Raw genomic sequence first — 13,763 nt, forward strand, 5'->3', positions numbered from 1 at the left:
AGCCAGCAAGCCGGCTCCTACAAAGGGTTGTGTGAATCCTCAGATGTAAAAAAGCCGCAACCCAGGTTGCGGCTTTTCTATTTCAGCCAGGGATCAGTGCGCGAACAACGAGTTGCCCTTCTGCCCCGCCAGTTTCTCGGGCTTGATCAGGAACCGCGCGAGCGCCGGCAACAGCCACAGCGCGCCGAACATGTTCCACAGCAGCATGAAGGTGAGCATCAAGCCCATGTCGGCCTGGAACTTGATGGCCGAGAAGATCCAGGTGCACACGCCGATTGCCAGGCACAGGCCGGTGAACAGCACGGCTTTGCCGGTGGACTTGAGCGTTTGGTAGTAAGCCTCTTGCAACGGCAAGCCGGCACGCAGGAAGCTTTCCAGACGGCTGTAGATGTAGATGCCGTAATCCACGCCAATCCCCACCCCTAGCGCCACGACCGGCAGGGTCGCGACTTTCACGCCGATGCCCATGAAGGCCATCAGGGCGTTACCGAGCACCGAGGTCAGCACCAGCGGCAACACGATGCACAGGGTGGCGGCCCACGAGCGGAAGGTGATCATGCACATGGTGGCCACGCACAGGTAGACCAGGATCAGAATGGTCAGCTCCGACTCCTTGATGACCTCGTTGGTGGCGGCTTCGATCCCGGCGTTACCGGCGGCGAGGATAAATTCCAGGCCGTCCTTGTTGTTCTCCTTGGCGAAGTCCTGCACGGCATGTACCGCACGGTCGAGGGTTTCGGCCTTGTGGTCGTTGAGGAACACCAGCACCGGCGCCAGCGAGCAATTGTTGTTGTACAGGCCATCGGCACGGGCAATAGAGTTGTTCAGTACGTCAGGGTTGCGCGACAAGGTTTCCCATTTGAGGTTGCCCTCGTTCATCCCCTTGATCATTTGCTTGGACACGGTCACCAGTGAGATCGCCGACTGCACGCCCTCGGTGTTCTGCATCTTCCACATCAGTTGGTCGATGGGCGCCATGGCTTCATAGCGCGAACAGCCTTCAGCACGGGTTTTGACCATCACCACCAGCACGTCGGAACTGGTGGAGTAGTTGCTGATGATGAAATTGTTGTCCTTGTTGTAGCGCGAGTCCGGGCGCAGTTCCGGTGCGCCCTGGTCCAGATCGCCAATCTTGAGGTTCTGGCTGTACCAGAGGCCGCCACCGAAGGCGATCAGCGCGAGCAAAACAGACACCGGCGCGACCTTGGGGCTGGCGAATTTGGACAGCAGGCGCCAGAACGGGTGTTCGCGGTGCGCGTCCTTTTTACTCTTGGCGATGGCGCGCTGGCTGATGCCGACGTAGGAGATCGCCACCGGCAGCAGGATCAGGTTGGTGAACACGATCACCGCCACGCCGATGGAGGCGCCGATGGCCAGCTCGCGGATTACGCCGATATCGATGATCAGCAGCGTGATAAAGCCCACGGCGTCGGCGAGAATCGCGATCATCCCCGGCAGGAACAGTTGCCGGAACGTGCGTCGCGCCGCGGTCAGCGCGTTGTCAGCCTCACTGGATTGCAGCGCAATACCGTTGATCTTCTGCACGCCATGGGAAATACCGATGGCGAAAATCAGGAACGGCACCAGCATCGAATACGGATCGAGGCCGAAACCGAAAAAGTGCATCAGCCCGAGTTGCCAGACCACCGCCACCAATGTCGTGCTCAATACCGCGACGGTGCTGCGCAGGCAGTTGGTGAACCACAGCAGCAGAATCAGGGTGATGACGAACGCGATACCAAAGAACATCACCACCATGACCAGGCCATCAATCAGGTCGCCGACCTTCTTGGCAAAGCCGACGATGTGGATTTTGACGTTGGGGTTTTGCGCTTCAAACTTGTCGCGGATCTTGTCTTCGAGTTCATGGGAGAACTTGCGGTAGTCCAGGGCCAGCAATTTGCCCTGATCCTGCGGGTCCGGGTAGGACTCCAGCAACGGAATGTCGACGATGCTCGACTTGAAGTCGTTGGCCACCAGGCGCCCGACCTGGCCGGACTTGAGCACATTGTTGCGCAACTGGTCGAGGCTTTGCGGCGAGCCGTTGTAGCTTTGCGGGATCACTTCACCGCCGGCAAAGCCCTCCTCCGTCACCTCGGTCCAGCGTACGCTGGGGCTCCACAGCGACTTGAGGCCCGAGCGGTCGACGCCCGANATGTAGAACACTTCGTCGTTGATCTGACGCAGGGTCTCCATGTATTCCTTGGAGAAAATGTCGCCATCGGTGGCTTCAACGGAAATGCGCACCGTGTTGCCCAGGTTCGCCAGATCGTTGCGGTGCTCCATCATCTTTTGAATGAATGGATGCTCGAGCGGGATCATNTTTTCGAAGCTGGTGGACGGACGAATCAGCGTCGCCTGCCAGAACAGGAAAATACTCACCAGCAGGCAGATGACGATGACTGCCGGGCGATTGTTGAAGATCAGGCGCTCAAGAAACGTCGCCTTGTCTTGGTGATGACTGCTCAAGGATGTCATAGACCCGCCTTCTTATTATTTGCCCGGCTCATTTGGACGACCCGTTTTTGCCATTCTCTGCACCGGTTGGCGAGGTGACGCGAACGCCGCCCTGTCCCGCCAGAATCAGATTGCCGTTGCCTGCTGCCGTCACTGCCGAAACGGAAATGCGATCCGGGCGGTTGAACACGCTGAAGGTTTCGCCGTTGTCGTTGCTGCGGATCACCGAGCCGCCGTTGCCGACGATGACAATGGAACCGTCGTCGAGCAACGTTGCACCGGACAACCCGAACTCCAGCGCACCGCGGGCAGCCTTGAGTTCGACCGGTTCCCAAGTGGTGCCGAAATCGGTGGAGCGGAACAGATTGCCCCGCAATCCGTACGCCAGCAGCGTGTTGGCCTGAGCAGTGCCGATTACGCCGAACAGCGAACCTTGGTATGGGCCTTCGAGCTTCTCCCAGGTCTGGCCGTCGTCGCTGGAGCGGAACATGCTGCCCTGCTCGCCGACAATAAACAGCCCGGCATCCTCGATGTGGGCGATGGCGTTGAGGTGGAACTGGTCTTCGTTGTCGAGACGGTCGCTGACGTCTTCCCAGTGCTTGCCACCGTCGGTGGTGGCCAACAACGCACCGTAAGCGCCCACGGCAAAGCCGCTGTTGACGTCCTGGAACCAGACGTCGAGCAGCGGCGATTCGCGTTTCAAATCTTCGAATTGCTTGGTCCAGGTGGCGCCACCATCCTCGCTGGCGAGGATCTGTGCGTCATGGCCGACGGCCCAGCCGTGTTTGTCGTCGGCGAAAAACACCGACGTCAACAACTGGCGGGTTGGCACCTTGGCCTGGGNCCAGGTGCTGCCCTGGTCATCGGAATAGAGGATGTGCCCGCGATCACCGACCGCCACCAGACGCTTGCCGGCGTGGACCACATCGATCATCAAGCTCTTGCTGGCTTTGGCGGATTCAACGGCATAAACAATGTCGGACGCTGGCGCCGCAGCGGCCAACGCAGGAGCCGACAGCACGGCACAACCCAACAGCGAGAGCGCTGTGGCCAGCAACGCGAACTTGCGTAATGCCGGCGGGCGGCAAATACCCACACCCATGACAGGCTCACTCATAGACCTTCCCCCATTATTATTGTTAGGTCATTCAACCTTTCAGGGCGCCGTAAGGGGTGCTCATCGGGATTGCCTGTTCTGGAGCATAGTCCTGAAATGCGCAATCTAGAGCCCCTTCGGAAGCTGGCTTATCCTATCGGGGTTTGGAAAGGTCTGACAATCGACGCCACGTTATGTTTTGTTAACCTGAGGGGGATGGTCGTGGGGTGAATGATTGGGTATCAGGTGGGGTGATTAGGGTTTCCGGTTTTTTTCTGTGTTCGGTGTTCGGNGNAGGAATGGATATGTACACCAAGGAGGAAATTGGTCGGCTGTCAGGCCGCCAAGACAGAGAAGCCAACTCCCACAGAGCCCGAGTGAACCCCGCGGGAGCATCGCCAAACTCAGGCCAAGCTTTTGCTGACCACTTCAAACACATCGCTGGACAGCTGACCCGAAGCACGAATCCGCTCCAGTTCGCCTTTCATCAACGCCTGACGGGCGTCGTCGTATTTGCGCCAGCGAGTCAGTGGTGCCAATTGGCGAGAAGCGATCTGCGGGTTGAAGCCGTTCAACTCGATGACCAGATCCGCCAGGAAGCGATACCCCGAACCATCTGCCGCGTGGAAATTGATCAGGTTCTGCCCGGCAAACGCGCCGACCAGCGCCCGTACCTTGTTCGGGTTCTTGATGTTGAACGCCGGGTGTTCCATCAGCGCGCGAACACGCGCCAGACCACCTGGCAACGTGCTGCCCGCCTGGACACTGAACCACTGATCCATGACCAGCGGATTGTCCTTGAAGTGCTCGGCAAAACTCGCCAGCGCCAAGGCCCTCTGCTCTTCAAACGGCGAGTTGACCAACACCGCCAGCGCCGTCAGGCGTTCGGTCATGTTGTCGCAGGCGTCGAACTGTTCCAGGGTCGCGGCCAATACTTCAGGCTTGCCGCTGAGCATCAGGTACGACAGCGCAATGTTCTGCAACGCGCGACGCGCAAAATGCTCGGCCTCGGCCACATACGGGGTTTGCTTCGACAGATCGCGATTGGCCTGATAACGCAGCCACAACGCCTCGAACAAACCTTCAGCCAATTGCTTGCGGGCAAACTCGCGTGCGATATGGATGGCGTCGACGTCAGCCACTTCGCTGATTTCAGTCAGGTAGGCCTCGCCCGGCAGCGAAAGCATCTCCGCAACCATCGCCTGGTCCAGCGTCTCGTCAGACAGCACGGTGCGCAAGGCAGCAATCAAGCGCTGATCCAGCACCAGTTTCTCGCCCTTCTGCTGCTGAGCGATCAGTTCCTGCAACACCTGCACCGACAGTTGCTGGCCGGCATCCCAGCGGTTGAAGCCGTCGCTGTCGTGCTGCATCAGGAACATCAGTTGATCGCGGTTGTACGGGAAGCTCAGTTTCACCGGTGCCGAGAAACCACGCAGCAGCGAGGGCAGCGGCTGTTCGGCGATATCAACGAAGGTGAAGGTCTGCTCGGCTTCGGTCACCGAAATGACCCGCGAAGTGCCCTGAGCACGGTCTTCACCGGAAAGACGCAACGCAATGGCCGCCCCTTTCGAATCCAGCAGGCCCAACTCAACCGGAATCACGAACGGCAGTTTCTGCACCTTGTCCGGGGTTTCCGGGCAGCTCTGGCGGAAGGTCAGGCTGTAGGTTTTGGCGGCGGCGTCGTAGGACTCGCTCACTGCCAGACGCGGCGTACCGGCCTGGCTGTACCAGCGCTTGAACTGAGTCAGGTCAGCACCGTTCGCGTCTTCCATGGCCTTGATGAAATCATCGCAGGTCACCGCCTGGCCGTCGTGGCGTTCGAAGTACAGGTCGCTGCCTTTACGGAAGCCTTCTGCACCGAGCAAGGTGTGGATCATGCCGACCACTTCCGAGCCCTTTTCGTACACAGTCAGGGTGTAGAAGTTGGAGATTTCGATAAAACTGTCCGGGCGCACGGCGTGGGCCATGGGGCCGGCGTCTTCGGCGAACTGGTGCGTACGCAGGTACGCCACGTCCTGGATGCGCTTGACCGTGGCCGAGTTCATGTCGGCGGAGAAGCCCGAATCACGGAACACGGTGAAGCCTTCTTTCAGCGACAGCTGGAACCAGTCGCGGCAGGTCACCCGGTTGCCCGACCAGTTGTGGAAGTATTCGTGGGCGACGATCGCCTCGACCCGCTGGTGCGCGGCATCGGTGGCGGTTTCGGCGCGGGCCAGTACGGCGCTGGAGTTGAAGATATTAAGGCCCTTGTTCTCCATGGCGCCCATGTTGAAGTCGTTGACCGCCACGATCATGAAGATATCGAGGTCGTACTCGCGGCCGTAGGTTTCTTCGTCCCAGCGCATGGATTTTTTCAGGCTGGTCATGGCGTGCTGGCATTTGTCGATATTTTCCGGCTCGACGTAGATGCGCAGCGCCACTTCACGGCTGGTCATGGTGGTGAACGTGTCTTCAACACACCACAGGTCACCGGCCACCAGCGCAAACAGGTACGCCGGTTTCTTGAACGGGTCTTCCCAGGTCGCCCAGTGACGACCGTCTTCACCCGGGCCGCTGGCAATCGGATTGCCATTGGACAGCAGCACCGGGTAGCGGTGTTGCTCGGCGATTACCGTGGTGGTGAAGGTGCTCATCACGTCCGGGCGGTCGAGGTAATAGGTAATCTTGCGAAAGCCCTCGGCCTCGCACTGGGTGCAGAACATGCCGCCGGATTTGTACAGGCCTTCCAGGGCGGTGTTGGTTTCCGGGTGAATGCGCACGCTGGTGTCGACCGTGAAGGTTTCGCGGGTCGGGTGCAGGGTCAGGTGGTTTTCAGTCAACTGAAAATCAGCGTCGCTCAACTCGCGGTCGGCCAGGGTGACCGACAGCAACTCCAGTTGCTGGCCATCCAGCACCAGCGGCGGCAGGCCGGCACCGCGTTCAGGGTTGCGGCGCATCACCAACTGCGCGTGGACCAGGCTGTGGTCCTCGAACAACTCGAAGGTCAGGTGCGTCTCTTCGATCAGGTAGTCCGGCGCCTGATAGTCCTTCAGGTAAATCATCTTCGGTTGTTCGGTGCGCATGGGTTGCATCCTTTTACTGATGCACGGCGAGCTGGTAGGCCGTGTACTTACGAATGTTGATAACGCCGGTATCGAAGATCAGGTATTGGCCCTTGATCCCCAACAGCGTGCCTTCGGCAATCGGGTTCTTGTCCAGGTTGAAGCTGACAATCTTGGCCGGGTATTGCTCGACCGGATAGCGGATTTCGAGGGTTTCTACGTCGGCAATGGTCTGGATTGCTTGTAGGCCGAATCGTTCCTGCAAACCTTGTAACCCTTCGGCGCAGCTGTCGAACAACTGATCGCGAACCTCGGCCAGGTTCACCGACACCGCGTCGCCCTTGAGCAAGGCGCGCCAGTTGGTCTTGTCGGCCACTTGGCTGCGGAACAGGTCTTCGACAAAACCGGACTGCTGGCGGGTCGCGACGCGCATGATCGGCAACGCCTGACGGGCGCCCTGGTCGATCCAGCGAGTCGGCAGCTGGGTAGCGCGGGTAATCCCGACTTTCACCCCGGACGAATTCGACAGATACACAATGTGATCGGTCATGCAGAACTTCTCGCCCCACTCCGGCTCACGGCAAGTGCCCGCGTCGTAATGGCAACGCTCGGGGCTCATGATGCACAGATCACACTGGGCCAGTTTGGTCATGCACGGGTAGCAGTAACCCTGGCTGAAACTGGTTTTGGTCTTGCGGCCGCAATGGCTGCAATGAATGGCACCAAGGTACTCCAGACGCACCGTGGTACCGATCAATGGATTGACCGGCACCTCGACGTCATCCAGACGAAACGCGTATTGAACGGTCGGCTCACCGAGTTGCGCCGACATTTTGCTGACTGCACCGCGACCGATTTCAATCAATGGATCGCATCCGACTTGAACAGAATGTTCGGCACCGGCGCCGATTTGGACGCGCATTCCTGCGGCCCCATGTAGCCGGTGCGCTGCTCTTCCGGCAGGTTCTGGATTTCCCAGGCGATTACCGCTTGCAGGGACAGCTCGCGTTGCTCGGCGGTGAGCTTGCGGCCGTCGGACCATTTGCCGATTTCCACGGCCAGCTTGAGGCTCTCGTAAATATCCGGGGTGATGTTTTCGATCATTTCGTTAAAAGAGGACATCAAGGGCTCCGCGCTTTAATACATAACTGTTTAGACGGCCAGTTTACGGCGGTTGTACAAACCACCCAACAAACCGGTCAAGCATCCGACGAGCAACCCGCCGACGTGGGCAGCGTTGGCGATTTCGCCGAAACCGATCATCGAGACCAGCCCCGACAGGCACAGTACCAGCCATACCAACATCATCACCAACACCCCACGGGGCAGGCGATAGGCCGGGTTAGGCGACAACATCTGGAAGATCCAGCAATGCCCGAGCAGGCCGTAAAGCACCCCGGACAACCCGCCAAACAAAGTTGCGCCGCTGAAATAATACTGGGCGTAGTTGGACACCAGGCTGAAGAGCAAGGTCAGGCCCAGCAGGTTGATACTGCCCTGGCGCACTTCGATGCGGCGGCCCAGTTCCCAGTACCACATGCCATTCATGGCCAGGTGCAGGATGCCGAAGTGGATCAGCATCGGGGTGACCAGCCGCCACCACTGCCCCGCCGCCAGGCTGTCAGTCAAGGGCACAAAATGGATGTACTCGCCGACGATGCGGAAATCGAGGAAGGTCAGCCAGCGCATCGTGTCGAGGTTTTCCCCCAGTAGCGTCATCGCACCGACGATCAGACTCAATAGCAGCACCAACCCGGTTGCCTTGGCATGGCGCATCTGCTCGACGAAACCGGGGCGTTTGGTGGTTTGCGCCACCGGAATGTCCAGTTGCTGATCGGGGTCGCCCGCCGGGAACCGTTCATACAAGGAGCGGACGTCTTCGCTGATATTAGCCGGCACCCACAGCACCTGCTCACCGGACTCCTCGCTGACGCGATGCGGCACTTGCATACGTTGCAGCAGTTTGACGAAACCGCCCAGGTCGACGCTCAGTGGCAAGCGCAATACAGCCACGGTACTCATGACATCACCTCCGGCCGCTCGACATCGACCCAGACAAATTTGTGCGGATCAAGACGGGTTTCCTGATCCAGGCGATAGGCGACCAGTTTGCCGTACAGCACCGCGCTGTAGTCCAGGCAGGCCAGGTTCGGGCGGATCGGCGCCGGTTTGCCGCTGCGCCAGTAGTGGCCGACGAACAACANCGGCTCATCGACGCCGTAACGCAGCAAAGTATTTTTTTCGGTGGACGACAGCGGCGTCTGGGCCACNGGCTCCGGCAGCGCATCGGGCTGGAATACGATGTCGCCGTAGGTTTTCGGGTCGTCTTCCCAGAACTTGGTGCGAAAGAACGAACGCGTCAGGCCATCACCACCGGTCATGGTCAGCCCGTGGGGCAGACGCATGTCAGTGCCGCGCAGCAAGCGATCGAACACGGTGCAGGCGAAACTGCCCGGCACGGCCGAGGCCTGGAGGAAATGTTCGTCAACGCAGCCATCGGGGAACAACGCGCGCAGCGGCTCGATCAGACCGGCATCCCAGCAGGCGTGCACCACGCGGAATCGTCCGGCATCCACAAACAATGGTAATTCGTAGAACCATTGCTGGAAGTCATGCCAGTCGGCTGGGTGGCCTTCAAATTGAGTCAGGGTTTCACCGAGCAGACGCGCATGGCGTGGCGTGTGTTCGCGCACGAACTGCTTGCCGCTGCCCGGCGGCGCCGGCGTGGCCCAGCCCAGTGCGTTGAACTCATGGTTGCCCATGATGCACAGCGCCTGTCCGGCCTCGGCCATGTCATGGACGATATGCAGCGCCTCGCGAATCCGCGGGCCGCGGTCGATGATGTCACCGAGNAACACCGCCATTCGCGACGGATGCCGCCAGACGCCNCCTTGTTTGTGGTAACCCAATTGGTCGAGCAAGTGCTCAAGGGTATGAGCGCAACCGTGCACGTCACCAATCAGGTCGTAGCTACGCGCGGGATCGAGCATCAGTCGCCTCCACCCCCCAAGCGGCTGCCCCAGCCCAACTTGGTCCGGCACACCTCATAGTAGTTGTGGTCGAGCGGGTGAATCAGCCGCAGCTTCTGNGCCTTTTTGCTCACGGTGATGGTGTCACCGGGGGCGCAGGTAAAATGGTTCTGCCCGTCACAGGAGACTTGCGGGTAGATCTGCATGTCTTTGGACACCACGATTTTCAGCTCACTGTTGCCATCGACCACAATCGGCCTGCTGGACAACATATGGGGGTACATCGGCACGATCACAATGGCATCCAGCTTGGGATGCATGATCGGGCCACCGGCCGACAACGCGTAGGCGGTGGAGCCGGTCGGCGTGGCGACGATCAGGCCGTCGGCCTTCTGGCTGCAGACGAACTGGCCGTCGATGTACAGCTCGAACTCGATCATCCGCGTGGATTTGCCCGGGTGCAGCACCACGTCATTGAGGGCATCGCCCTGGCCGATGGCTTCACCGTGGCGGCGCACTTCGGCCTGCAACAGGAAGCGATTTTCCACCAGGTAATGGCCGTCGAGCACCTTGGCGACTTCGACTTCCAGGTCATCCGGGCGGATATCGGTCAGGAATCCGAGGCTGCCCCGGTTGATGCCGAGCACCGGAATATTGTGTCGGGCCAGGGCACGCGCCGCGCCAAGCAGACTGCCGTCACCGCCCACCACAATCACCATGTCACACACTTCGCCGAGCATCTTGCGCGACGAGGTTTGCAGGCCATGGCCCGGGAGGATTTCAGCGATGGTGTCTTCGAGGATCACATGCAGGTGGCGTTCCAACAGGAACTTTTTCAGCCGGCGGACGGTGTCCAGCACCTGGGTACTGCCCAGGCGACCGATAATGCCGATATTGCGAAATTGCTCCATGAGGTTCCTGCGCGCCGGTGAAAAACACGATTATGGGCGAAAGCGCGAGATAGACAAAATCCTTTCAGCCACAAGGGTGTACTCATGTTTAGGGCTATGCTCGCAAGATGATCCTATTTCCCGATTTGCTCCAGTTACCCCACCAGTTGCGCCACCCCGAAGTGCGCGACCTGGCCTGGGTCATCCTCGCGCCCCCCATGCTCGCCCAAACGCCTTGGCCGCAACGCCATCCGCTGGCCGGCAGCGACTGGGTGCAGGCACCTGAGCAGCTGGAACGCTGGCTGAAGCAACTCGACCGTGACAGTTATGACCTGCTGCACTGGCTGGCACAGGCCAGGACCCGGCGACTGGGCCTGTATTACGAACGCTTGTGGCAATACGCCGTGCGCCATGCGCCGGGTATCGAGCTGATTGCCGCCAACATGCCGATCCGCCGCGAAGGCCACACCCTGGGCGAGCTGGACATGCTGTTGCGCGATCGCGACGGTGTGCATCACTTGGAACTGGCAATCAAACTGTATCTGGGCCCGCAGAATGGCGACGGACAGGACACGGCGCAGTGGCTCGGGCCGGGTTGTCATGATCGACTGGACCGCAAACTGGCGCATCTGACGCAGCACCAACTGCCGATTTCCGCCCGCCCCGAGAGTCGCGAGGTGCTGGCGGCGCTGGATATTCAACAGTTCAGCGCACATCTGTGGCTGGGCGGTTATCTGCTGTATCCATGGCCAGGACAAGCCGAGCCACCCCACGGTGCGCATCCGCAGCACCTGCGCGGCAGCTGGCTGCATCAGAAAGACTGGGCGGACTTTGTCGTGCAGCGCCCGTTCGGCCGCTGGCAACCCCTGCCCCGCCATGCGTGGCTGGCGCCGGCGCATTATCCGGTGGAGCAGACCTGGAACACCGAGCAGCTGGAGGCATGGCTCAATGATCTGGAACCTTTGGCCCCGGCGCAGTTGATGGTGCGGCTGATCGAGAATGCGGAGGGGGATTGGGAGGAAGCGGAGCGGTTGTTTCTGGTGGCGGATCTTTGGCCGAATGTGCCGGGCAGTGGTTGAGATTTTGGTGTCTGTTCTGGCCCCATCGCGAGCGGGCTTGCTCCCACAGGTCTTGTGTCGTTCGCCGAATGTGCATTCGACATAAATCCTGTGGGAGCGGGCTTGCCCGCGATGGGGCCAACTCGGTCTAGAGGGACAAACGCAAGGCCAAAGCCGCCAACGTGACCAACAAAACCGGCACCGTCAACACAACCCCGACCTTGAAGTAATACCCCCAGCCAATCCGGATATTCTTGCGCTGCAGCACATGCAACCACAGCAACGTCGCCAGGCTGCCAATTGGAGTTATCTTCGGCCCCAGGTCGCTGCCAATGACGTTGGCATAGATCATCGCGTCCTTGACCACACCCGTGGCCTGGCTGGCNTCGATGGACAGCGCACCAATCAATACCGTCGGCAGGTTGTTCATCGCCGATGACAACAGGGCCGTCAGTACGCCGGTGCCCATCGCCGCGCCCCAAATGCCGTAATGCGCAAACCCGTCCAGCCACCCGGCCAGATACCCGGTGAGCCCGGCATTGCGCAGGCCGTACACCACCAAGTACATGCCCAGAGAAAAGATCACGATCTGCCACGGCGCGCCTTTCAACACTTTGCGCGTGGAAATCTTGTGGCCTTTGGCGGCGATGACCAGCAGCAACGCGGCACATACCGCGGAAATGGCACTGATCGGAATGCCCAGCGGCTCAAGGGCAAAGCAACCCAGCAGAAGGATAACCAGCACCGCCCAACCGGCATAAAACGTCGCCTTGTCATGGATCGCGGTTGACGGATGTTCCAGTTGTTCGGGGTCGTAAGCCTTGGGAATGTCACGACGGAAAAACCACATCAGCACCCCCAGCGTGGCGGCGACACTGACAAAGTTGACCGGAATCATCACCGCGGCATAGCGGTTGAAGGTGATATNGAAGTAATCCGCCGAAACGATGTTCACCAGGTTCGATACCACCAACGGCAAGCTCGCCGTGTCCGCAATAAACCCGGCGCCCATGACGAATGCCAGGGTCGCCGCCGGGGAAAAGCGCAGCGCCAGCAGCATCGACATCACGATAGGTGTCAGGATCAGCGCCGCGCCGTCGTTGGCAAAGAGTGCCGAGACCAGNGCCCCGAGCAGCACCATATAAGCGAAGAGTTTGCGCCCGCTGCCCTTTCCCCAACGGGCCACATGCAAGGCTGCCCAGGCAAAGAACCCCGCCTCGTCCAGCAGCAGACTGATGATGATCAGCGCCACGAAGGTGCCGGTGGCGTTCCAGATGATCTGCCACACGATCGGGATGTCAGCCAGGTGCACCACCCCGAAAATCAGCGCCAGCACGGCGCCGAATGTCGCACTCCAGCCTACGCCCAGGCCTTTGGGTTGCCAGATCACCAGGGTGATGGTCAGCAGAAAAATCAGCGACGCTATAAGCATGCGGAACGGCCTTCGAANAACGAGGCGTGAATATATGGAAATTCGAATATGCAGTAAAGCAAAGACTGAATAACCTGATTTCTGTAGCAGCTGACGAGCAGCGTTCAGGTCACACTTTTTTGTGTTGTTCGACCCACTTGCCATAAGCATCAATAAACTTCTGCAAGAACGGCTTCACCGATTCGGACAGTTTGCCCGCCTCATCGAACGCCGAGCCGGCACCTCCCAGATAGGCTTCCGGTTGCTGCATGCACGGTACGTCCAGAAACACCATCGACTGACGCAAGTGATGGTTGGCCCCAAACCCGCCGACAGCACCCGGCGAAACGCTGATCACCGCCCCTGGTTTGCCGCTCCAGGCGCTCTTGCCATAGGGACGCGATCCCACGTCAATCGCATTCTTCAACGGTGCCGGCACCGAGCGGTTGTATTCGGGGGTAACGAACAGCACTGCGTCGGATGAACTCACTTGTTGTCGGAAAGTGCTGTAGGCTGCCGGCGGTGAAGTTCCATCGATGTCTTCGTTGTAGAGCGGCAGCTCGCCGATTTCGACGATGGTGAGCTTGAGATTGGCAGGCGCCAGTTCGGCCAACGCCAGCGCGACCTTGCGGTTGATCGATTCCTTTCTCAAGCTGCCGACCAGTACGGCGATCGTGTAGACGTTGCTCATGGAAGATTCTCGACTGTTCGATTGGAAAGACTTGTAGTTATAGATGACGATTCACCCAGTGGGCTGTTGAATTCACCGCCCCTGACTATTTTTTTCCCGTAGGAAAACTTACTTCGCCCAACCACGGTCTACAGAACCGCAAATCGAGTG

The 13,763-nt window shown here is 59.6% G+C and carries 11 protein-coding genes; 1 reads left to right on the forward strand and 10 read right to left on the reverse strand.

Going from position 1 to position 13,763, the window contains the following annotated elements; all coding sequences use genetic code 11:
* Nucleotides 1-93 precede the first annotated feature (93 nt).
* The 8 genes from B7L09_RS02895 to B7L09_RS02930 all read right to left on the reverse strand — a co-directional run bounded on the left by B7L09_RS02895 (nucleotide 94) and on the right by B7L09_RS02930 (nucleotide 10,474).
* Entirely contained in the window at nucleotides 94-2,478 is a 2,385-nt protein-coding gene (locus tag B7L09_RS02895) for an efflux RND transporter permease subunit (RefSeq protein ID WP_094467650.1), read from the reverse strand.
* Nucleotides 2,479-2,506: 28 nt separating this feature from the next.
* A complete protein-coding gene (locus B7L09_RS02900; RefSeq protein WP_094467651.1) occupies nucleotides 2,507-3,574 on the reverse strand; it encodes a WD40/YVTN/BNR-like repeat-containing protein in 1,068 nt (355 codons plus the stop codon).
* 383 nt (nucleotides 3,575-3,957) lie between these two features.
* Nucleotides 3,958-6,615 carry an aminopeptidase N gene (pepN, locus tag B7L09_RS02905; RefSeq protein WP_094467652.1) on the reverse strand — a complete coding sequence of 886 codons (2,658 nt, stop codon included), beginning with the start codon at nucleotides 6,613-6,615 and terminating at the stop codon, nucleotides 3,958-3,960.
* Nucleotides 6,616-6,628: 13 nt separating this feature from the next.
* A complete protein-coding gene (locus tag B7L09_RS02910) occupies nucleotides 6,629-7,459 on the reverse strand; it encodes a DUF2797 domain-containing protein (RefSeq protein WP_094467653.1) in 831 nt (276 codons plus the stop codon).
* Entirely contained in the window at nucleotides 7,456-7,716 is a 261-nt protein-coding gene (locus B7L09_RS02915; RefSeq protein WP_094467654.1) for a YeaC family protein, read from the reverse strand. The genes B7L09_RS02910 and B7L09_RS02915 overlap by 4 nt, the downstream gene beginning before the upstream one ends.
* Before the next feature lie 30 nt (nucleotides 7,717-7,746).
* Entirely contained in the window at nucleotides 7,747-8,616 is an 870-nt protein-coding gene (locus tag B7L09_RS02920; protein WP_094467655.1) for a rhomboid family intramembrane serine protease, read from the reverse strand.
* The gene (locus tag B7L09_RS02925; RefSeq protein WP_438269289.1) at nucleotides 8,613-9,587 is read right to left on the reverse strand and encodes a metallophosphoesterase; all 975 of its coding nucleotides are present in this window, start codon (nucleotides 9,585-9,587) and stop codon (nucleotides 8,613-8,615) included. Before B7L09_RS02925 ends, B7L09_RS02920 begins: the two co-directional genes overlap by 4 nt.
* The gene (locus B7L09_RS02930; protein ID WP_094467657.1) at nucleotides 9,584-10,474 is read right to left on the reverse strand and encodes an NAD(+) kinase; all 891 of its coding nucleotides are present in this window, start codon (nucleotides 10,472-10,474) and stop codon (nucleotides 9,584-9,586) included. Before B7L09_RS02930 ends, B7L09_RS02925 begins: the two co-directional genes overlap by 4 nt.
* A gap of 107 nt (nucleotides 10,475-10,581) precedes the next feature.
* On the opposite strand from B7L09_RS02930, the gene B7L09_RS02935 reads away from it, so the two are divergent.
* Nucleotides 10,582-11,532 (forward strand): DUF1853 family protein, encoded by a 951-nt coding sequence (locus tag B7L09_RS02935; RefSeq protein WP_094467658.1) that lies wholly within the window; start codon nucleotides 10,582-10,584, stop codon nucleotides 11,530-11,532.
* Nucleotides 11,533-11,659: 127 nt separating this feature from the next.
* On the opposite strand, the gene B7L09_RS02940 is transcribed toward B7L09_RS02935, so the two are convergent.
* Nucleotides 11,660-12,943: an arsenic transporter gene (locus tag B7L09_RS02940; protein WP_094467659.1), complete on the reverse strand. Its 1,284-nt coding sequence runs from the start codon at nucleotides 12,941-12,943 to the stop codon at nucleotides 11,660-11,662.
* 109 nt (nucleotides 12,944-13,052) lie between these two features.
* Nucleotides 13,053-13,613, reverse strand: coding sequence for an NADPH-dependent FMN reductase (locus B7L09_RS02945; protein ID WP_094467660.1), 561 nt, complete (start codon nucleotides 13,611-13,613; stop codon nucleotides 13,053-13,055).
* Between the last annotated feature and the right edge of the window lie 150 nt (nucleotides 13,614-13,763).

Source organism: Pseudomonas mandelii, assembly GCF_002251635.1.
GTDB lineage: Bacteria > Pseudomonadota > Gammaproteobacteria > Pseudomonadales > Pseudomonadaceae > Aquipseudomonas > Aquipseudomonas mandelii_B.

Excerpts from the sequence above, each read along its gene's own strand:
- B7L09_RS02945 (WP_094467660.1), bottom strand. The coding sequence starts at position 13,613 with ATGAGCAACGTCTACACGATCGCCGTACTGGTCGGCAGCTTGAGAAAG.
- B7L09_RS02915 (WP_094467654.1), bottom strand. The coding sequence starts at position 7,716 with ATGTCCTCTTTTAACGAAATGATCGAAAACATCACCCCGGATATTTAC.
- B7L09_RS02920 (WP_094467655.1), bottom strand. The coding sequence starts at position 8,616 with ATGAGTACCGTGGCTGTATTGCGCTTGCCACTGAGCGTCGACCTGGGC.
- pepN (WP_094467652.1), bottom strand. The coding sequence starts at position 6,615 with ATGCGCACCGAACAACCGAAGATGATTTACCTGAAGGACTATCAGGCG.
- B7L09_RS02935 (WP_094467658.1), top strand. The coding sequence starts at position 10,582 with ATGATCCTATTTCCCGATTTGCTCCAGTTACCCCACCAGTTGCGCCAC.